This window comes from Allosediminivita pacifica (genome assembly GCF_003054175.1).
GTDB lineage: Bacteria > Pseudomonadota > Alphaproteobacteria > Rhodobacterales > Rhodobacteraceae > Allosediminivita > Allosediminivita pacifica.
Window position 1 is genome coordinate 14,625 of the sequence record NZ_QBKN01000017.1, and the last position, 19,764, is coordinate 34,388.

The window sequence follows — 19,764 nt, forward strand, 5'->3', positions numbered from 1 at the left end:
TCGTTGAGGGTCAATGCTCCGGCGGATCCTGATAAGAGTTGACCCAGCCCGAGCGCGCCAGAAGCCGCTCTCGTGTCAGGGGAAACCCGGCCTCCAGGTGCAGCAGCGACAGCGCCATGTGATCGGCCCGCCACAGGGCCAGCACCAGCAGCCCGGCGCCCAGGGTCATCGACAGGGCAAAGCCCGCCGGCATGCCGTGCGCCACACCGGCCGCCGTGGCGGCGATCAGCGCCGCCCAGTGGCCCTGCACCTCGGCCCGCATGCGCGTGGCAAGAAGTGCCGGGCAGTCCCCGGCAGGATCACGGCCGGGGCGGCGCGAAAGGACATACCACGCCATCCGTTGCCGCCGTCGCGCCGTGTTCACGTAGCTCGCGGGCATGCGATCCCGGTCCAGAAGATCCTGCGAGATATTGTCCTCGAGCCAGCCGATACGGAGCAGGAGAAGCAGCCCGATCAGGGCGACAGCCGCTGGAGGCAGGCTTACCGCCACATGCGCGGCAGCGAAGACAATCAGCATCGAGGCCAGGAAGCAGGTCAGGATGGCTCTGCGTGGCAGGTCTTCCACGGGCAACACTCCTTCGGGAAACGCGCAGGCGTTCGTCGCATCGACCCTATCCGGAAGGAGGTTGAGGTTTCCTGTATCCGCAGCACCGAATGCTGACGCTCAACGCAACCCATGCGTGCACGTTCCCCGAGAGGTGACGCGACACAGGAAACGCCCCGCGGCACGGGCCACGGGGCGTCCAGCTTTCAATCAAAGTCTGCCGATCACTCGGCCGTGCCAATGCTCCAGAAGAAGGTCTCGCCCGAGCTGTCGTCCACGCCGTCATTGTCGGTCGAGACGTAGATCGTGCCGTCCTGCGTGATGGCCAGACCCTCGATCTTGTCGACCACGTAGCCGTTCCACTGCTTCAGATCGGGGATCAGGTCGCGCACTTCTTCCTTGCTGACCACGGGCAACTCGCCGCCCAGCGCAGCAGGCTGCATCTCAGCGGCGGGAATGCGGTAGACCTTCTTGGTCACGGCATCGGCGCCGATCTGGTTGTCGCGTTCGATCACGTAGACCCAGTCGCCATGGGCGGTGATCTCCGAAAGCCCGACCCAGCCGGTCTCGGGTTCGGCCTTCGGGTAGTGGACCGCGCCCCATTCGCCGGTTTCGGTGTTGTAGGAGACCAGCTTCACGTGGTTGGCGGGATCGTCGCCCCATTCGCGCTGGACGGCCATCCAGAGCGTATCGCCGATCATCGTGATGCCTTCGAAGCCGAACCGCTTTTCGACCGCCATCAGTTCGGCGGGCAGGCCCACTTCCTCGTCGATCTCGCCATCGGCGGTGACGTGGTAGATCGCGTGCGGGATGACCCGGTCGGTGCGCCCTTCGGAGGCAAGCCAGAAGCCGCCGTCGCCATCGGTCGTGATGCCCTCGAGATCAAGCTTCTGGGCGATGCGCCCGGCGCGCGTGATGTCGGTGGCCGACACGATGCGGGCCGGCGTCTCGCTCGCGTCGATCTTGGAGATGCGCGGCTGGAACCCGTAGAAGCTGTCGTTCACGGCGTAGACGTAGCCATCCTCACCCGCGACCATGCCCGAGATCGCCCCCCAGCCGATCAGCTCGTCGGCACCTTCGCTTGTCAGCGTCGGATAGGCGGGCTCGCCTTCGGCGTATTCGTAGATCATGACATGCGCGCGCACGCCGCCGTCTTCGATCAGGTCGGTTTCGTTCGCGGTGGCGAGCAGGTTGCGCGAGGGGATTGCCACGGCGCCTTCCGGCGAGATGCCCGAGGGCAGCAGCTGGACAAGCTCAGGCGCCGCCGGGTCGGACATGTCGTAGACGCCCACGACCGAGCCGCGCTCGGACAGCAGGAACATCATCGGCGTGCCGTCGAAGGTGGCGATTTCCATGCCCTCGGGCTCCACGCCCTTGGCGTCCGAGCGCTTGTCCGGATAGTGGCCGATCTGCGCCACGGCGTGTTCAAAGCTCGGGCCGCTCTCGTAGACCTCGGTGCCGTCCTTGTTGAAGACGGTAAAGCCGCGCGATCCGCCGTCCATGTCGCCCTCATTGGCGATCACGATGTGGTCGTCGTCGATCCACTGCACGGCATCGGGCTCGCGTTTGCGATCCTGCTGGCTCCCGTCGAAGGTGATGGCGCCGCGTTCGTCCTGCGTGTCGATGTTCTCGAGATCCACGGCACCCGCCGGGAAATCGGAAAGGACCGACCCGTCAGAGGCCAGGATCACGATGTGGTTGTTTTCCTGCAGCGTGACCGCGACCTCGCCCAGGCTGTTGATGTCGGTGAACTCGGGCTCGGGATCCTCAGACGCGATCTCGGCAAGCCCGGTCACATCGGCCTTGCGCAGCGTGTCGCAGTCGAACGTCCCATCGGCCACGTCCACCATGGCAACAAAGCCCGCGGGCAGCTGCGGCACGCGACCGTCGCCCAGATCCTCGTCACGTTCGTTTTCGATCGCGACGGCGACAAAGCTGCCATCCTTGGCCGCGGCGGTGCTGTCGGGCTGACCGCCAAGGTCACACTGGCCCAGCATCTCGCCCGTCGCGACGTCAATGGCGCCAAGGTAGCCGGACGGCTGCGTGTAGCTTTCCGAGGTGTTCACGCCGACATAGGCGGTCGAACCGATCACCGAGACGGCCGTGGGCTCGCCGCCAAGCTCGATGTTGCCCAGCGGCTGCGGGTTGGCGGGATCGGTGATGTCGATGCGGCCAAGAACGCTGAGCGGGCTGTCGGTATAGACCAGCGTCATGCCGTCTTCGGTGACCGAGATGATCTCGGCCGAGGTCTCGCGCGCCGTGTCCTCGCCCTCGGCCATATTCAGGGGCGTGGCGAAACTGGCGATGCGGTTGAAGACCATGTCGGCCGAGGCGGTCCCGGCGATGATCGCGAGGACCGACGTCAGGCAAAGCGTGCGGATGGGCATTATTTCCCCCTGTTGAGTTTGCCCGTGTCCACTGCGCCGCCTTCGTCACGCGCGCGTGACGAACGTGTAACGCCCAGATGACAAAAGCGCCCGCTCAGAGGGACAGAAGCGCCTTCGTCATGCGGCTGTCGGGGTCTGCCAGCCCTTCGACCACGTCGAAATGATGCCGATCGGGCTCCACGACGTGACCCGCGCCCCAAGCCTCGGCCAACCAGCGCGCCTGATCCAGAAAGGCGGGCCGTTCTTCCGCGCCAACCCAGACGGTCGTCTTGCAGGAGGGGGCAGGCTGCAGGACCGGGCTCTCGCTCTCGGCCATGGCTTCGTCCAGCCCGAGCTGCTGGTTCATGCTGGTCTTCAGAAGCGGCCGCAGGTCGGCCACCGGCGAAATCGGCATGACATGCCCCAGGCGGCTCGCGACATCCTCGGGCAGGACACCCGCCGCGCACATCCGAGCCACCTGCTGGCCGCCGGCAGAATGGCCGGTCAGGTGAATGGGGCCTTCCACCTCGCGCGCCGCCACCGAAATCGCCTGCGCCACCTGCCGCGTGATGTCCGGAATCGTCACGCGGGGGCACAGGTCGTAGGACGGCAGCGCCACCGCCCAACCGTGCAGGCGCGCGCCCTCGGCCAGATGGGACCAATCGGAACGGTCGAAGCGCATCCAGTATCCGCCATGCACGAAGACGACGAGCCCCTGTACCAGCCCGTCGGGCAGGAACAGGTCCAGCGCCTGCCGCGTTCCGTGCCCGTACATCAGCCCCAGCCTGGCCTTGCCGGATACCGCGAGACGCGTGCGATAGGCGTCAGCCTCCGTCTGCCACCGGGGCGGATAGTCCGCAGCTCCTGGGATGTAGGGTGCATTGGCGTAGGCGTCGTCCAGCTCCATCGCTTTCCTCTTTGTCAGACCGCGGCTATCCCTTCAGACAAGGACATATGCGCCCGGGGCGCAAGGAGGTGACACATGCTCGACCAGACCACGAACCTGCCAGCGTTGCTCAAGGATGCGACCCTGCTGGAATCCCGCGCCTACGTGAACGGCAGCTTCATCGAGTCGGCCAAGACCTTCGAGGTCACGAACCCGGCCCGCGGCGACGTGATCGCCAATGTGACCGACCTGTCGCGCGCGGATGTCGGCAAGGCCATCGACGCCGCGTTCGAGGCCCAGAAGGACTGGGCAAGCTGGACCGGCAAGGAACGCGCGAACGTCATGCGCAAGTGGTTCGACCTGATCATGGAGAACCAAGACGATCTCGGCACGATCATGACCGCCGAACAGGGCAAGCCGCTGGCCGAGGCCAAGGGCGAGGTCGCCTATGGCGCAAGCTTCATCGAGTTCAACGCCGAAGAGGCCAAGCGCGTCTACGGCGAAACCATCCCCGGCCATGCCCGCGACAAGCGCATCATGGTGCTGAAACAGCCCGTGGGCGTCGCGGCCTCGATCACGCCGTGGAACTTCCCCATCGCGATGATCACCCGCAAGGCCGCGCCCGCGCTGGCCGCCGGCTGCACCTTCGTCGCCCGCCCCGCCGCCGAAACGCCGCTGTCGGCGCTGGCGCTCGCGGTGCTTGCCGAACGCGCGGGCATCCCGGCAGGCGTCTTCAACGTGACGCCTTCCTCCAGCGCCTCCGAGGTCGGCAAGGAGTTCTGCGAGAACGAGAAGGTCCGCAAGATCACCTTCACCGGCAGCACCGAGGTCGGCCGCATCCTGCTGCGGCAGGCCGCCGACCAGGTCAAGAAATGCTCGATGGAGCTCGGTGGCAACGCGCCCTTCATCGTCTTCGACGACGCCGACATCGACGAGGCGGTCGAAGGTTGCATCGCGTCCAAGTTCCGCAACAATGGCCAGACCTGCGTCTGCGCCAACCGCATCTACGTGCAGTCCGCCGTCTACGACGAGTTCGCCGAGAAACTGAAGGCGCGCGTCAAGGACATGAAGGTCGGTGACGGCCTGTCGGACGAAGCACCCGACATGGGACCGCTCATCAGTTCCGATGCGCTGGAAAAGGTTCAAGCCCATATCCGGGACGCCCAGTCCAAGGGCGCCAAGGTCATCTGGGGGTCCCAGAATGACGAGATGGAAGGCAATTTCTTCGGCCCAACCATCGTGACAGGCGCCACGCAGGACATGGCCTTCGCAACCGAGGAAACCTTCGGGCCGCTCGCGCCGCTCTTCTCGTTCGAGAACGAGGACGACGTCATCGCCATGGCGAACGATACGATCTTCGGCCTCGCCTCCTACTTCTACGCCAAGGACATGAGCCGAGTGTGGAAAGTGGCCGAGGCGCTGGAATACGGAATCGTCGGCGTGAATACCGGCCTCATTTCCACCGAGGTCGCCCCCTTCGGCGGCGTGAAGCAATCGGGCCTCGGCCGCGAGGGCAGCCACCACGGCATCGAGGAATTCCTCGAGATGAAATACGTCTGCCTCTCGCTCTGAGCCGAGCCTCCCCCTCGTAGCTGGTAGTTGCGCGGGAGACATGCCATCCTCCGCGCGGGCCGGTGCTCCGGTCCGCGAAACATCCGAGGGAGTGAGCATGAAAGATGTTCAGAGCACCATGAAACCGCCGTTCCGTGCCGATCACGTCGGCAGCCTTCTGCGGCCCAAGGCCATTTCCGATGCGCGTGCCGCCGGCAAGACCGGGACCGAGTTGAAGGAGATCGAGGACCGCGAGATCCCGAAAATCGTCGCGATGCAGGAGGAAACCGGCATCAAGGCGGTGACCGATGGCGAGGCGCGCCGGGCCTTCTGGCACTACGACTTCATGGACATGCTCGACGGTCTGGACATCGAAGAGGACGATGGCCAAGGGTTCGTCTTCTCCGGCGTCAAGACGCCCGGCGTCTTTCCGGCGCTGAACGGCCCGCTCGATTTCCCGGCGGATCACCCGATGCTCGGCCACTTCCGCTTCTTGGCCGAGCATACGACACATTGCCCCAAGATCTCGATCCCAGGCCCCTCGGCGGTCCACTTTCGAGCCGACGCCAGCCGCATCCGGCACGAGCCCTACAAGGACACCGAGGTTCTGCTGGTTGATATCGCCAAGACCTACAAGAAAGCCGTGCAGGCCTTCTACGACGCAGGTTGCCGCTACCTTCAGCTCGACGACATCTTCTTCGCCTACCTTTGCGACCCCAAGCACCGCGCCGAGAAGGCCGAGGCAGGGCTCGACCCCGACTGGCTGATCGAACGCTACGCGTGGATGATGCGCGAAGCGATCAAGGACCGCCCCGAGGACATGATGATCGGAATGCACATGTGCCGGGGCAACTTCCGTTCGACCCACGCCGCCGAGGGTGCATATGATCTCGCCGCCGAGGCGATCTTCTCGACCGGTGTCGACATCTTCTTCATGGAGTACGACAGCGATCGCGCCGGTGGGCTGGAGCCCCTGCGCCTTCTGCCCAAGGGCAAGCAGCGCATCATGCCCGGCTTCATCACCACCAAGACGCCCGAGCTCGAGGATATCGACGCGCTGCGCCGCAAGTTCGACGAAGCCGCGAAATACGTCGACCTCGATCAGCTGGGTATCGCACCGCAATGCGGCTTCGCCTCGACCGAGCACGGCAACGCCGTCACCGAGGACGACCAGAAGCGCAAGCTGGAGCTTGTGGTCAAGACCGCCGAGGCGATCTGGGGCGAGGCCTGAGCCCTTGCCAAACCGCCCGGTCGGGCCCATTTTTGCGCAGGGCCCGGCGATGGCGTCGCCGGTCAGACGCCCGCCACCTGTCCTGAACGCCGGGACCTTGCTTTGCCGATGCCGCGGCAGGGGAAGGCCCCGCCCGGCGAAAGGAGGGTTTCATGGACCGCCCCGCATTCTACCGCTTTCACAACGGCCCCAAGGCGCCGCTTCCCTTCGCGCCCGAGGAATACGAGGCCCGGCTTTCCGGCCTGCGTGACCGAATGACGCGCATGGGTATCGAGGTCTGCGTGCTGACCTCGATGCACAACGTCGCCTACTACTCCGGCTTTCTCTACTGCGCCTTCGGGCGGCCCTACGCCGTCGTGGTCACGCCGACCGACAGCGTGACGATCAGCGCGGGCATCGACGCGGGCCAGCCCTGGCGCCGCTGCCACGGTGACAACATCACCTATACCGACTGGGCGCGCGACAATTTCTGGCGCGCGGTCGCCCATGTGGCCGGCACGGGCCGCGCCATCGGCTTCGAGGGGGATCACCTGACGCTGGCGCAGGTCGAAAAGCTCGACGCCTTCCTCTCCCCCGCCTCCCGCGCGGACGTGGCCCCGGCCACGATGGAGCAAAGGATGCGGAAGTCCCCCGCCGAAATCGACCTGATCCGCGCAGGTGCTGCCGTGGCGGACGCCGGCGGCTACGCGATCCGCCAGGCGATCCGACCGGGCATACGGGAAATCGACGTGGCCATGGCCGGTCGCGACGCGATGGAGCTGGAAATCGCCAGCCGCTTTCCCGAGGCCGAGTACCGGGATACCTGGGTCTGGTTCCAGTCCGGGCTCAACACCGATGGCGCGCACAACCCGGTGACGGCCCGCGCGATTGAGCCCGGCGATATCCTCAGCCTCAACGCCTTCCCGATGATCTCGGGCTACTACACGGCGCTCGAACGCACCCTGTTCGTCGGCCACGCGGACAAGGCATCGCTGAAGTTCTGGGAGGCCAATGTCGCCACGCACGAACTCGGCATTTCGCTCCTGAAACCCGGTGTCTCCTGCGCCGAGGTCACGGCAAAGCTCAACGACTTCCTCGCCGAGCGCGATCTGCTGCAGTACCGGACCTTCGGTTACGGCCACAGCTTCGGTTTGCTCAGCCACTACTACGGTCGCGAGGCCGGTCTGGAGCTGCGAGAGGACATCGACACGGTGCTTGAACCCGGTATGGTCATCAGCATGGAGCCCATGCTGACCATCCCGCGTGGCCAGCCCGGCGCCGGCGGCTACCGCGAGCACGACATCCTTGTCATCACGGAAGACGGAGCCGAGAACATCACCGGCTATCCCTACGGACCGGAGTTCAACATCGTCGGGTAACAAAGCCGACGGCGCGGGTTGATCCCCGCCTGCGAGGCCCGAGATCATGTGAATGCTTCTGGGCCTCGCCTTGCCGACGATCCTGCTGATGCTGGCCGCCGTTGTGGTGACGCGGGGGCTCGAATCCGTGCTGCCGGAAAGCCTTTTCGGGATGGCGCTGACCGCGCTCCTGTCATCTGTCGCGCTCTGTCTGCTCTCCTCGGCGGGCTTTACGCTCCTCTACATGGCCGAAGGCGCGCCTCTCGCGGCCCTTGGCGTAACCGAAAGGGGAACGATCACCCACTTGCTCTCGCTCGGCGCCCGCTCCTCCCTGATCTGGGCACCGATCGTCCTGCTCGTCGTCGTGACGGCCCCGCGCAGATGGAGGACTTCGCGCTGGTGAAGCCCAATAAAGCGTGCCATTCGGAACCTAGACCCGGGCGCCACGTTTCCGCCTGCCACGTACGTGACCCCTAGGACTCAAAACCATGCAGATCTTCCGATGCCCGTCCTGCGACAGACGGGTCTACTTTCACAATCTCAGTTGCGACTGCGGACAGCAGCTCACCTTCGATCCGACCGAACAGGTGATGCGCAAGGACCGTCCCGTCTGTGCGAACCGGGACGAGATCGGATGCAACTGGACCGGCGAATTCGACGGTCTTTGCCGGTCGTGCAACATGACCGAGGTGCTGCCCGACCTGCGCGAGGCAGATAACCTGCCGCTCTGGGCGCGGACCGAAGGGGCCAAACGCTGGGTGCTTGCCAACGTGGCCCGCTGGGGCTGGTTCCAGCCCTCCGACCCCGGTGACCGTCCCAAGTTTCGGTTGCTGTCCGAGCAGACCTTCACCGGGGAGGAAGCCGTCACGATGGGCCACGCCGACGGCGTCATCACCATCAACGTGACCGAAGCCAGCGATCCTGTGCTGGCCCAGCGGCAGGACGAACTGGGCGAGCTCTATCGCACGATGATCGGCCACTTCCGGCACGAGCTCTCGCACTTTCTGCAACTGCGGCTGAGCGCCGACGAGAAATTCCTCGCAGGTTTCCGCGAGCTCTTTGGCGACGAGCGCGAGGACTACGGCGCCGCCCTGCAGCGCCACTACCAGAACCCCAAACCCGGGGACGAGACCCACATCACGAGCTACGCGACCGCGCACCCCCACGAGGATTGGGCCGAAACGATCGCGCATCTGCTTCACCTCGTGGACATGCTCGACAGCGCGGCCTCTGCCCGCCTCGCGCTTCCCGAAGGCCCGCGCGAGGGCTACGACGCCTACGCAGACGCCGGTACCGAAGGGCTTGTGAGCCAGGCGGTGGCGATGTCGATGGCCGTGAACCACGTCAACCGGGCGCTTGACCTCCCGGACCTCTATCCGTTCGTCCTGACCAACGGGGTCCGCCACAAGATGGCCTTCGCACACGCCCATCTCCGCGAAGGGGCGGGGCGCGGCTGATCGTCTCCATGTCGCCGATGCGCGGCCCAGAGCAGCGAAAGCGGGCGCATGTCGTCCGCAACTGCTTGCCTGTCGCGCCCGTTCTGGCGATGCTCCCCGCGGCACGACCCGACTGAAAGGCAGCCAATGCGCTACGTCAAATGGACCCTCACGATCCTCTTCTGGACGCTGGTGCTTGCGGCGCTGCACTACACCCTGCCCCGCTGGGACGTGGCGCGCATCACGGACACCTACGAAACACGGGTCAATCCCGGCGAGAACCGCTGGTTCTGGACCGAGGCCAACACCGGTTCGCTGCCCGGCGCACAGCGCGACGTGTTCTTCATCCAGTCGCGGCTGGCTGGCGGCGACGTCATGGTTTACCGCAACGAGGATACTGGCTGGGGCTGGCCCCCCTTCTTCAAGTTCGACAGCGCGACCCTGCAGGCCGAGGCCGCCGACCTGCGCTCCACTTCGCAGGAGCCGCGCTGGATCGCGATCAAGCACTACGGCTGGCGCAACGAACTTATCTCGATCTACCCCAACGCGGTGCGGATCAAGACGGTCGACGGACCCGACGCCCGGGTGATCCCGTGGACGAGCATCGTGACGCTCATCATCCTGATCGCGGTCGTCTGGGCAATCTGGGTGCGCTGGCGGCGGTTCCGGGAAAACCGCATCGATCCCATGATCAAGCGGGCCGCGGACCGCTTCTGAGACGCCCCTTCCCCTGCTGGTGCAGCCTCGTGCCGGCAGCGGGAGATGCCGCGAAAGCCGCTGCCGTGACGCCGGACGATCAACCCGCGTCCCGCAGGCCGTTCCCGTCACGCCACACATTCGAAAATACCACCCGGTTACACTGGCCACGGACGAGTTAGCTGTGGCCAAAGCATGGGCGTGACAGGGATAGTCGTACTCATCCGGAAAGCTGCCCCGGATGACAAAGCCACAAAGGATCAATGGTGACGCACGCTTTGCGCATCGGGTATCTTGTGCCCAGGTTTCCAGGGCAGACCCATGGACCTATCCGGCGCGAAATCGAAGCGCTGGATGCCATGGGGCACGATGTCCTCGTCCTCTCGTCCCGGCCACCGCCCAAGGCGCTCATGCCCCATAGCTGGTCCGATGCCGCTGTGGCCTGCACGACGTATCTCGGGTCCATGAAGCTGCCCTGGCGAAAAAGATGCTGGGATATACCCCTTCTCTCCCGCCCGCCGTTTCGCGCGCTACGGGACGCCATCCAATTCGCCCGCGACATCCCGCTGTGCCTGCCCGCGTCGATCCGGCTATTGCGCGTGGCCAGAAAACGGAACCTCGACCACCTCCACGTGAGCGGTGGCGGGCGCTCCGCGCTGGCGGCGGCACTCGCCCGGAAGATGGGTGGCCCTCCGTATTCGCTGGCCCTGCGGATGCCCGAGGCGGCATGCCGCGCGGGCTACAGGTTCAAATGGCGCCACGCGGCCTTCGGCACCGTCACCACGAGAAACCTTCACGACAGGCTTCTCGAAACCGTGGGGGATGACCTGCCCGAGAGGGTGATCCTGAAGCCCGAGGGCGTCGATTTCGGGGCCATGCGGCGTCAGACGCCCTACGCGCCCCCGGAACGGGGCCGACCCGTCAGGATATTCTCCTGCGCCCGGCTCTCCCCCGAGAAGGGGCACCACGATTTGATGAGTGCCATCCGCCAGCTGCTCGACCAGGGCGTGGACGTGCGCCTCGAAATCGCAGGCGAAGACGACAATGCCGGCAAGGGTTTCCGATCCAAACTCGAGGCCCACCTGAAAAAGCTCCACCTCCAGGACCACGTGCGCCTTCTCGGGGCCATGGACGAGGACGCGGTGCGCGCCAAGCTCGAAGAGGCGCATCTCTTCGCGCTGTCGTCCCCCGGCAGCCCCGCGGGCGTCGCCTACATGGAAGCCATGGCAATGGGTGTGCCGACCATCGGGACCGAGGCTGGCGCACCTCGCGAACTCATCGAGGACGGGCGCACCGGGTGCCTGGTCCCGCCCCGGAACCCGGGCGCCATGGCCCGGGCGATCCGTGCACTGGTCCAGGATCCAGACGCCCTGATGAAACTGTCGACGAACGGGCGCGCACGGGTCGAGGCACACTATCGTGTCGAGTTCGGCGCAATGGCGCTGGCGGAAGAGATCGCGCGGCTGAAGTCCTACAGCCCCGAGGCCGCGACCGGCTGATCCGCTTCGGCGGAAAAAACCAGCTCCTCGATGCCAGCCATCTTAACGACACCCCCCGGCCCGGAGGCCACAAGACGCTGACCCTCCCGAGAAAAACGGTAAGCGTCGCGGCGCCCCGGAAGCACCGCGATGTCCCGACCGGCACCGCCGTTCATCCTGTCATCGCCGCCGGCCCCGACCAGCCGGTCATCCCCGGACCCTCCGACAAGAACATCCGCCCGCGGCGTGCCACGCAGCGTCGCACCCGCCTCGCCCGCCACGCGGATGGCCCCGTCCGCAAAGGCGGAGGGATCCCGTGACGCCCAATCGGAAGGGGCCTTTTCGTTATAGGCCATCAGGACCTCCCAACGCGGGTTCAAATCCTCGAGGTGGCGCAAGGCCCCCCAGCTCCCGTACTTCGAAGGGGCGGCCACGTCGGCAAAAGCGGTGAACAGCGTGCCCCCCGCGTCCACCCAACCGGACAGCAAGATATCGTAGAGCCAGGCCATCTCGGGCGAATAGTTGAACGCTGTCAGGAAGGCGGTCAGCTTCGCGTCGTCCACGCGCGCCCCGCGCCCGACGGCCCGTGTTCCGCCCTCGGACAGGATCAACCGCAACCCCGACGCCTCGGCAACGGCTGCATGGTAGGGGAACAGGTCTTCGACAAGTCTTCCGAGCGACCCTACTTTTACCGCCTCGGCCGCCTCGGAAAATGCCGCATCAAACCGCCTGTCGCGGACGAACTCGCGGAGCGCCACCCGCTGAAGGCCTTGTCGCTCCCCCGCCTCCCGGGCGGCCTGTTCCCCGCGGCTCAGCCAGCCCTCGACACGCGAGGCCATGGCATCTTCCCCCAGCTCCTCGCCGAAGTAGCCAGTGATGGCGTAGGCATCGAAGCTTTCCAGCGGGAACTGCCCGGTCTCAAGCAGGACCAGCGGAGCTTTCAGGATGTATTCCTCGATGCCCGGCTCTTCGGTTCGCGTCGCGGCGATCCGCACCAGGCGCTGATCAGCCTCCGCCCCGAAGACATCAGCCCAGATATCCATGACCTGAGCCGCACGCAGCCCGTAGAACTGCGCCCACCCGGTCTTGCTCGGGCCCCAGCGCATCTCGGCCTGCTGACGCATCCAATCCGATTGCGGGAAACCGGAATCCCAGACCGCGTTACTGTACTCCACATGTGCCTTCAGATCCGGATCGAGCCGCGCCTCCACGACCTCGGCAAAGCGGCGGACATAGGTATCGTCGGCAAGGTGGGGCATGTTGAACCACGGATCGGCACCGACGCGGTTCGCAAGCTCGATCATCACGGGCAACGGAACGCCCCAGGCCCTCCAGGTCGCATCTCCGATACGGGGCCGGTCCTCCCATCGTGACACCAGCGACCCGTTGGTCCCCATCCAGTCGGTGAAGCGCAGAACCCTCAGATCCGAGATCCTCTCGATCCAGTCCGGGTTGAAGACGGCCCCGGCCTCCCAAAGCGGCACCAGATCCTCCCGCACAACGCGGATGTTCCGAATGGGATCGTCCCGGTCGATCTCGCTCACCGAGATCGTGACCGACCCGGGTCCCGGCTCGTAGGCAAAGACGATACGGCCCGGCTCGAGCCGCAGACGGCGCGCACGACCACCAACCTCGATCTCGGCCTGCCCATCGTAGGACAGAACATAGTCCCCGCGGAGATGTCCGGCATCTGCCGGCTGATCGGTCAGGATCAGCGTCCGCAACCCTTCGAGTCCCTCCGGCACCTCAAGCGGCCACCCGTCGGCGCCCACGTACCCCGCCGCCCGCAGCGCCCTCCCGTCGAAATCGCCGCGGACAGCCGGATACCCGGACCAGTCCCGGGCCGACTTCATGAGGTCGAGAAAAGGATGCTGAGTGGACCAGTGCGCCAAGCCGCTGAGCCCCATGCCAAGCTTCGGGATACTGTCAGAACGCGCCGACCCGGGATTCTGCCCCTCCGCCGTACCAGGCATCGGACCTCTTTCGTGTCTCGGTGATTCGCTATCGAGCCGCAGGGCGCTCCCGACAGGCGACGGCACCTCCGGCGCCCCGCTCGGCTCCGCCGTCGCGCTGACCGAAAGTGACGCCATGACACATGCCACAAGCAGCCGTTTCATCTGGCCTCTCGATCCGTATCCCGTTGCCTGCCCGCCTGCCCCGGCACTCAGCGTCCGGTCAGCCCCCATTCAGAAAATCGCGGGGTTTTCATTAAGAGATTTACCCCTATACTCCGCCACATGACAGCGATCCGCCATATCCCCGGTGCCGTGCGCGATTCCGCGCCGCTTGCGGTCGCACTGCGTCTTCTCCTAATGCGCCTCTGAGCGCGGCCATTCGGCGCGACCGCTCAGGGGACATTTGCTTCGCGCCGAACGCCCTTTGCAATTTGAGAAGACGAAAAGAGACCTTCCATGACCGATACAGCCAAAGACCGCGTGCTCATCTTCGACACGACGCTCCGTGATGGCGAACAAAGCCCCGGCGCGACCATGACCCACGCCGAAAAGCTCGAGATCGCAGAGCTGCTCGACGACATGGGCGTCGACATCATCGAAGCCGGCTTTCCCATCGCCTCCGAAGGCGACTTCCGCGCCGTCTCCGAGATCGCGCAGCGCAGCAAGAACGCCGTGATCTGCGGGCTCGCCCGCGCCCAGCCCGCCGACATCGACCGCTGCTGGGAGGCCGTGAAGCACGCCAACCGCCCGCGCATCCACACCTTCATCGGCACCTCGCCGCTGCACCGCGCCATCCCCAACCTCGACCAGGACCAGATGGCCGAGCGGATCGAGCAGACGGTCAGCCACGCGCGCAACCTCTGCGACAACGTGCAGTGGTCGCCCATGGACGCCACCCGCACCGAATGGGACTACCTGCGCCGCGTGGTCGAGATCGCCATCAAGGCGGGTGCCACCACGATCAACATCCCCGACACCGTCGGCTACACGGCCCCGACCGAGAGCGCGGACCTCATCCGCCGCCTGATCGAAACCGTGCCCGGCGCCGACGAGATCATCTTTGCCACGCACTGCCACAACGACCTCGGCATGGCGACGGCCAACGCGCTGGCCGCGGTCGAGGGTGGCGCACGCCAGATCGAATGCACGATCAACGGCCTCGGCGAACGCGCCGGCAACACGGCGCTCGAAGAAGTGGTCATGGCGCTGCGCACGCGCAGCGACATCATGCCGTACGACACCGGCGTCGACACCAAGAAGATCATGCACATCTCGCGCCGCGTGGCGACGGTCTCGGGCTTCCCGGTGCAGTACAACAAGGCCATCGTCGGCAAGAACGCCTTCGCGCATGAAAGCGGCATCCACCAGGACGGCATGCTCAAGAATGCCGAAACCTTCGAGATCATGCGCCCCGAGGACGTGGGTCTCTCGGCCACCAACCTCGTGATGGGCAAGCACTCGGGCCGCGCCGCGCTCCGCGCCAAGCTCAAGGACCTCGGCGTCGACGTCGGGGACAACCAGCTCAAGGATCTCTTCGTCCGCTTCAAGGAGCTCGCCGACCGCAAGAAGGAAGTCTACGACGAGGACATCCTCGCGCTTGTGACGGCGACCACCACCGACGGCATGGCCGACCGCCTGCAGATCGTGAACCTCTCGGTCACTTGCGGCACCGGCGGACCTGCGAAGGCCGAGCTCGAGATGGAAATCGATGGTAAGGAAGTCAGCGCGACCTGTGAGGGCGATGGCCCCGTCGACGCGACCTTCAAGGCCGTGCGCGAGCTTCACCCTAACAAGGCGCATCTTCAACTCTACCAGGTCCACGCCGTGACCGAAGGCACCGATGCCCAAGCCACCGTTTCGGTCCGGCTGGAGGAAGATGGCATGTTCGCCACCGGCCAGTCGGCTGACACCGATACGGTCGTCGCCTCGGCCCGGGCCTACGTGAACGCACTCAATCGCCTGCTCGTCCGCCGCGACAAGTCCGCCGGCAAGGATGTGAAGGAAATCTCCTACAAGGACGTCAGCTGAAGCGAAGTGGCCCGGATCAAACGATCCGGGCCTTCTTTCGACTCACAGCATACCAGGCAGTACTTGGTCGGGCGGACGGTGCCCGTCGGCGAAGGTCTTCACGTTGATGATGACCTTCTCGCCCATCTCGATCCGTCCCTCGTGCGTGGCCGAGCCCATGTGGGGCAGAAGCACCGCGTTGGGAAGGCTGCGCAGATCGGGGTGCAACTCGGTGCCGTTCTCGTAGACATCAAGCCCCGCCCCGGCGAGATCGCCGGACTTGAGCATCCGCACCAGCGCGTTCTCGTCGATGACCTCCCCGCGGGAGGTGTTCACGATAACCGCCGTGGGCTTCATCAGCTTCAGCCGCCGAGCGTTCAGCAGATGATAGGTCGAGGGCGTGTGGGGGCAGTTGACCGAGATGACGTCCATCCGCGCCACCATCTGGTCGAGGCTTTCCCAATAGGTCGCCTCCAGCTCTTCCTCGAACTCGGGACGGAGCCTGCGGCGGTTGTGATAGTGGATCTGCATCCCGAAGGCCCGCGCGCGGCGCGCGGCGGCGCGTCCGATGCGGCCCATGCCGAGGATCCCGAGCCGTTTGCCGCCAAGACGACCACCGAGGAAGGCGGTGGGCGCCCAGCCCTCCCAGGCGGCTTCCTGCATGACCTTCTGGCCCTCGGGGATGCGCCGGGTGACGGCCAGCATGAGGGCCATGACCATGTCGGCTGTGTCCTCGGTCACCACGCCGGGCGTGTTCGACACGAGGATGCCGCGCTCGCGCGCGGTCGAGACGTCGATGTGATCGAAGCCCGCGCCGTAGTTGGCGATCAGCTTCAGGCGGGATCCCGCTTGCCCGATCAGGCCCGCGTCGATGACATCCGTGACCGTCGGAACAAGGACATCGGCCTCCTGCACGGCGGCAACCAGCTCCGCGCGGCTCATGGGGGCGTCGCTATGGCGCAGCCGGACGTCGAAAAGCTCGGAAAGCCGTGTCTCCACGGCATCGGGCAAGCGTCGCGTGACGACAACACTCAGACGTTTTGATGGCATCCGTCCCTCCCGCGCTTTGCTGTTCCGCGCCTGCGGCGGTAACCTGCGGCAAGACCGGTCGGGGCACAAGCACCTCGGCGGCAAAAACATAACCGATGAGCAGGACGGGCATGATCTGGAAAGCATGGGCGGGGGCGCTCGTGGCGCTCCTTGTTGCCGGGGCCGCCTGGGCCGCCGAGAACCGCGGGCCGGTGACGAACCTGCCGCTGCCGCGCTACGTCTCTCTCAAGACCGACCAGGGCAACGTGAGGCGGGGGCCGTCGCTGTCGCACCGGATCGACTGGGTCTACAAGCGCCGCGACATGCCGCTGGAGGTGACCGCCGAATACGGCCATTGGCGCCGCGTGCGGGACCGTGACGGCGCGGGCGGATGGGTCCACTACGCGCTGCTTTCGGGGGTCCGCACCGCCATCGTGGAGCAGGACATGCTCCAGATCCACACCCGCCCCGACAAGGAAAGCCCGGTGGCGGCCAAACTGGAACTGGGCGTGATCGCACGGCTCGAGGAATGCGGGCCGGACTGGTGCGAGTTGCGCGCCGGGGGCTTCCGCGGGTGGGCTCCGAAGACGGCGATCTGGGGCGTCGATCCGGACGAGATACTCGAGTAGCCGCGCGGGACATTAGGGTGTCCCGGGCCGGGACATCCTGTCGCCGACGCAAAATCAATGACTTACAGAGACGGTTTAACCACCCGTTAGGATTATCCCGGGCGTGGGAGTCCGCGTCCCGCGCCGCTCGCCGCCCTACCAACCCCGCTCGATCGGCCAGGTCTCGACGATTTCGTCCCCGCCGGCGATGACGGCAAACGAGGGGTGCATGGCGACCGTCGCGCAGGCGTGGTTGGGGTAGATGCGCAGCCGCGTGCCGACCGGCAGCTCCGGCAGGGGCGCGGCGCTGCCCTCACGCATGCCCAGAATGCCGTGCTCCTGGTTGGTCTTGAGGACGAGAAGGTCCCCGAAGGGCCGCCCGTCCAGATCCGCGACCAGCCCGAAGCCCTGATCGACCGGCATCTGCGCCGTGCCGCGATCGCGCGACAGCGCCATGAAGCCCGCGTCGGTGATGAGCCAGCCGCGGTCGGGCTGGTGGCCGATCACGGTGGCCACGACGCTCAGCGCCATGTCGTCGAGTCCGCCGACGCCGAGCCCCGCCATCACGAGATCCGACAGGGTGAAGACCCCGGCCCGCACCTCGGTCACGCCGGTCATGTCCGTGGCGAAATGCACGCTCGGGGTCGACCCGACGCTGACCACGGGACAGGTCAGCCCCGCCGCGCGCAGGGCCTCGGCCGCGCCGGTGGCGACATCGCGTTCCTTCGCGGCCAGCGCCTCCTGCTCGCTCAGCGTGAAGCAGCCGTAGCTTTCGCCCGCGTGGGTGAGCACGCCGCGCAGTTCCGCGCCGCCCTCGGCAAGCGCCCGGCCCAGCGCGACGATCTGCGGATCGCCGGGGCGCAGGCCGGAACGGTGGCCGTCGCTGTCTATTTCGAGCAGCGCGGGTATGGGGGTGCCGGCGTCGCGCGAGGCGGCGCAGACCGCGTCGACCTGCGCGGCGTTGTCGACCACCACGGCAAGGTCCACGCCGCGCTTTCGCAGCGCGATGACGCGGGGAAGCTTGGCGGGCGCGATGCCCACGGCGTAGATCATGTCGGTGCAGCCGGCCTCGGCGAAGGCCTCGGCCTCTTGCAGGGTGGAGACGGTGGCGGGATTGGCCATGTCGCCCAGGACGCGTTGCGCAGCGGGCACGGATTTCACCGTCTTGAGGTGCGGGCGCAGCGTGACGCCCAGCCGCTCCGCATGGCGCCGCATCCGCGCGAGGTTCGCGTCCATACGGTCGCGGTCGAGAACGAGAAAGGGCGTGTCGAGATCGGCGAGCGTGGACATGGCGTCTCCTTCTTGGCCGGGGTGCACCGGACCGGCGTCGGCGGCGGGGAGTTCGATTGTGGGGCCAAAGGCCCGGGCGGCACAGGCCCCATACGCGTCTTCGCCGGACGGATTGCAACCCGGTCCTTTCCCGTGGTCGGGGTCCTCTGGGGGGTGCCACATCTGACGCATGGGCGGAGGCGCCGCCTGGTTCATGGGGCAGCCCTTGGCGATGACAGAACCCCTCGCACAGCGGCCACGCGGCAGTTGGTGCGCCGGCGCACCGCCCAAATAGGAAACGTATTACCTGAGTGAATAGTAAGGGGCGATTACTGATAACCAAGATTATTGCCGGTCCCGGCTCCGCTGGCTAGCGTCGCGTCGATTTTCGGCCCGCGGGCCGCAGTGCCACGAGAGGAGTTCGAGCGTGTCCAGAATCATACGTATTGCCGGAGCGCAGATGGGTCCGAACCAGCGCCAGGACCGGCGCGAGGACATCCTTGCCCGCATGATCGCGCTGCTGGAGCAGGCCGCCGCCGAGGGCGCGCAGCTGGTGGTCTTTCCCGAGCTGGCCTTCACCACCTTCTTCCCGCGCTGGCTTCTCGATGAGGACGAGCTCGAGACGTATTTCGAGGCCGAGATGCCCAACCCCATGGTGCAGCCGCTGTTCGACCGGGCGCGGGAGCTGTCGGTGGGTTTCTACGTGGGCTACGCCGAGCGCACGCCCGAGGGGCAGCATTTCAACTCGGCGATCACGGTGGGGCCGGACGGCACGATCCTTGGCAAGTACCGCAAGGTGCACCTGCCCGGGTCGGTCGAGCCGCGCGAGGGCGAGACCTACCAGCAGCTCGAGAAGCGTTATTTCGAATACGGCGAGGACGGTTTCCCGGCCTTCGAGGGCGTCGAGGCCTGGGGCAAGCCGCGCATGGGCATGCTGATCTGCAACGACCGCCGCTGGCCCGAAGCCTGGCGCGCCTACGCGCTGCAGGGGGTGGAGCTCATGGTGATGGGCTACAACTCGGCCGCCTACGATCCCAACGGCGGCACGACCGAGAGCGAGGCGCTGCGGACCTACCATTCGCAGCTTGTCGCGCAGGCCAATGCCTACATGAACGCCACCTGGGCGGTGGCCGTGGCCAAGGCGGGCGTCGAGGACGGCGCCGGGCTGATCGGCGGGTCCTGCATCGTCGACCCGAACGGCGTGACCGTGGCCGAGGCCAAGGGGCTGGGCGACGAGGTGATCGTGGCGGACTGCGATCTCGACGCGACGCTGCAGGGCAAGACGAAGATGTTCAACTTCGCCGCCCACCGCCGGCCGCAGCATTACCGCCGCATCGTCGACCAGACCGGCAGCCTCTGAGCGCTGCGGGC

16 protein-coding genes are annotated in these 19,764 nt (G+C 66.3%); 10 read left to right on the forward strand and 6 right to left on the reverse strand.

Annotated features, from left to right (window positions below):
- Nucleotides 1–10: 10 nt before the first annotated feature.
- The 3 genes from C8N44_RS13680 to C8N44_RS13690 all read right to left on the reverse strand — a co-directional run bounded on the left by C8N44_RS13680 (nt 11) and on the right by C8N44_RS13690 (nt 3,817).
- Nucleotides 11–565 (reverse strand): hypothetical protein, encoded by a 555-nt coding sequence (locus C8N44_RS13680; RefSeq protein ID WP_107977335.1) that lies wholly within the window; start codon nt 563–565, stop codon nt 11–13.
- Nucleotides 566–768: 203 nt separating this feature from the next.
- Nucleotides 769–2,931: an esterase-like activity of phytase family protein gene (locus C8N44_RS13685; RefSeq protein ID WP_107977336.1), complete on the reverse strand. Its 2,163-nt coding sequence runs from the start codon at nt 2,929–2,931 to the stop codon at nt 769–771.
- Between the two features lie 94 nt (nt 2,932–3,025).
- Complete coding sequence (locus C8N44_RS13690) at nt 3,026–3,817, reverse strand: alpha/beta hydrolase (RefSeq protein WP_107977337.1); 792 nt, start codon at nt 3,815–3,817, stop codon at nt 3,026–3,028.
- Between the two features lie 75 nt (nt 3,818–3,892).
- On the opposite strand from C8N44_RS13690, the gene C8N44_RS13695 reads away from it, so the two are divergent.
- The 7 genes from C8N44_RS13695 (at nt 3,893) to epsE (ending at nt 11,546) form a co-directional block, all read left to right on the forward strand.
- Complete coding sequence (locus C8N44_RS13695) at nt 3,893–5,368, forward strand: NAD-dependent succinate-semialdehyde dehydrogenase (RefSeq protein WP_107977338.1); 1,476 nt, start codon at nt 3,893–3,895, stop codon at nt 5,366–5,368.
- Nucleotides 5,369–5,465: 97 nt separating this feature from the next.
- Nucleotides 5,466–6,578: a 5-methyltetrahydropteroyltriglutamate--homocysteine S-methyltransferase gene (locus tag C8N44_RS13700; protein ID WP_107977339.1), complete on the forward strand. Its 1,113-nt coding sequence runs from the start codon at nt 5,466–5,468 to the stop codon at nt 6,576–6,578.
- 152 nt (nt 6,579–6,730) lie between these two features.
- Nucleotides 6,731–7,936, forward strand: coding sequence for an aminopeptidase P family protein (locus C8N44_RS13705; RefSeq protein WP_107977340.1), 1,206 nt, complete (start codon nt 6,731–6,733; stop codon nt 7,934–7,936).
- A gap of 52 nt (nt 7,937–7,988) precedes the next feature.
- A complete protein-coding gene (locus tag C8N44_RS13710) occupies nt 7,989–8,318 on the forward strand; it encodes a hypothetical protein (RefSeq protein WP_107977341.1) in 330 nt (109 codons plus the stop codon).
- A gap of 85 nt (nt 8,319–8,403) precedes the next feature.
- Nucleotides 8,404–9,372 carry a zinc-binding metallopeptidase family protein gene (locus C8N44_RS13715; RefSeq protein ID WP_107977342.1) on the forward strand — a complete coding sequence of 323 codons (969 nt, stop codon included), beginning with the start codon at nt 8,404–8,406 and terminating at the stop codon, nt 9,370–9,372.
- Nucleotides 9,373–9,498: 126 nt separating this feature from the next.
- Entirely contained in the window at nt 9,499–10,068 is a 570-nt protein-coding gene (locus C8N44_RS13720; protein WP_107977343.1) for a DUF1523 family protein, read from the forward strand.
- Nucleotides 10,069–10,325: 257 nt separating this feature from the next.
- Nucleotides 10,326–11,546: an exopolysaccharide biosynthesis GT4 family glycosyltransferase EpsE gene (gene epsE, locus C8N44_RS13725; RefSeq protein WP_107977413.1), complete on the forward strand. Its 1,221-nt coding sequence runs from the start codon at nt 10,326–10,328 to the stop codon at nt 11,544–11,546.
- Here the strand turns inward: epsE and C8N44_RS13730 are convergent.
- Complete coding sequence (locus C8N44_RS13730; RefSeq protein ID WP_107977344.1) at nt 11,519–13,498, reverse strand: hypothetical protein; 1,980 nt, start codon at nt 13,496–13,498, stop codon at nt 11,519–11,521. The two genes, epsE and C8N44_RS13730, sit on opposite strands and share 28 nt — an antisense overlap.
- Nucleotides 13,499–13,936: 438 nt before the next feature.
- Here C8N44_RS13730 and C8N44_RS13735 point away from each other — a divergent pair, with 438 nt between their 5' ends.
- Nucleotides 13,937–15,508, forward strand: coding sequence for a 2-isopropylmalate synthase (locus C8N44_RS13735; RefSeq protein ID WP_107977345.1), 1,572 nt, complete (start codon nt 13,937–13,939; stop codon nt 15,506–15,508).
- 42 nt (nt 15,509–15,550) lie between these two features.
- Here the strand turns inward: C8N44_RS13735 and C8N44_RS13740 are convergent, their stop codons facing one another.
- Nucleotides 15,551–16,537 carry a 2-hydroxyacid dehydrogenase gene (locus tag C8N44_RS13740; RefSeq protein WP_107977346.1) on the reverse strand — a complete coding sequence of 329 codons (987 nt, stop codon included), beginning with the start codon at nt 16,535–16,537 and terminating at the stop codon, nt 15,551–15,553.
- A gap of 110 nt (nt 16,538–16,647) precedes the next feature.
- On the opposite strand from C8N44_RS13740, the gene C8N44_RS13745 reads away from it, so the two are divergent.
- The gene (locus tag C8N44_RS13745; protein ID WP_107977347.1) at nt 16,648–17,145 is read left to right on the forward strand and encodes an SH3 domain-containing protein; all 498 of its coding nucleotides are present in this window, start codon (nt 16,648–16,650) and stop codon (nt 17,143–17,145) included.
- 135 nt (nt 17,146–17,280) lie between these two features.
- Here C8N44_RS13745 and C8N44_RS13750 read toward each other — a convergent pair whose 3' ends face one another.
- Nucleotides 17,281–18,414, reverse strand: coding sequence for an alanine racemase (locus C8N44_RS13750; protein WP_107977348.1), 1,134 nt, complete (start codon nt 18,412–18,414; stop codon nt 17,281–17,283).
- Nucleotides 18,415–18,820: 406 nt separating this feature from the next.
- On the opposite strand from C8N44_RS13750, the gene C8N44_RS13755 reads away from it, so the two are divergent.
- Nucleotides 18,821–19,753, forward strand: a complete 933-nt coding sequence (locus C8N44_RS13755; RefSeq protein WP_170121088.1) for an N-carbamoyl-D-amino-acid hydrolase — start codon at nt 18,821–18,823, stop codon at nt 19,751–19,753.
- Nucleotides 19,754–19,764 lie beyond the last annotated feature (11 nt).

Excerpts from the sequence above, each read along its gene's own strand:
- C8N44_RS13695 (WP_107977338.1), top strand. The coding sequence starts at position 3,893 with ATGCTCGACCAGACCACGAACCTGCCAGCGTTGCTCAAGGATGCGACC.
- C8N44_RS13720 (WP_107977343.1), top strand. The coding sequence starts at position 9,499 with ATGCGCTACGTCAAATGGACCCTCACGATCCTCTTCTGGACGCTGGTG.
- C8N44_RS13730 (WP_107977344.1), bottom strand. The coding sequence starts at position 13,498 with ATGCCTGGTACGGCGGAGGGGCAGAATCCCGGGTCGGCGCGTTCTGAC.
- C8N44_RS13745 (WP_107977347.1), top strand. The coding sequence starts at position 16,648 with ATGATCTGGAAAGCATGGGCGGGGGCGCTCGTGGCGCTCCTTGTTGCC.
- C8N44_RS13710 (WP_107977341.1), top strand. The coding sequence starts at position 7,989 with ATGCTTCTGGGCCTCGCCTTGCCGACGATCCTGCTGATGCTGGCCGCC.
- C8N44_RS13740 (WP_107977346.1), bottom strand. The coding sequence starts at position 16,537 with ATGCCATCAAAACGTCTGAGTGTTGTCGTCACGCGACGCTTGCCCGAT.
- C8N44_RS13735 (WP_107977345.1), top strand. The coding sequence starts at position 13,937 with ATGACCGATACAGCCAAAGACCGCGTGCTCATCTTCGACACGACGCTC.
- C8N44_RS13705 (WP_107977340.1), top strand. The coding sequence starts at position 6,731 with ATGGACCGCCCCGCATTCTACCGCTTTCACAACGGCCCCAAGGCGCCG.
- C8N44_RS13750 (WP_107977348.1), bottom strand. The coding sequence starts at position 18,414 with ATGTCCACGCTCGCCGATCTCGACACGCCCTTTCTCGTTCTCGACCGC.
- C8N44_RS13685 (WP_107977336.1), bottom strand. The coding sequence starts at position 2,931 with ATGCCCATCCGCACGCTTTGCCTGACGTCGGTCCTCGCGATCATCGCC.
- C8N44_RS13700 (WP_107977339.1), top strand. The coding sequence starts at position 5,466 with ATGAAAGATGTTCAGAGCACCATGAAACCGCCGTTCCGTGCCGATCAC.
- C8N44_RS13690 (WP_107977337.1), bottom strand. The coding sequence starts at position 3,817 with ATGGAGCTGGACGACGCCTACGCCAATGCACCCTACATCCCAGGAGCT.
- C8N44_RS13715 (WP_107977342.1), top strand. The coding sequence starts at position 8,404 with ATGCAGATCTTCCGATGCCCGTCCTGCGACAGACGGGTCTACTTTCAC.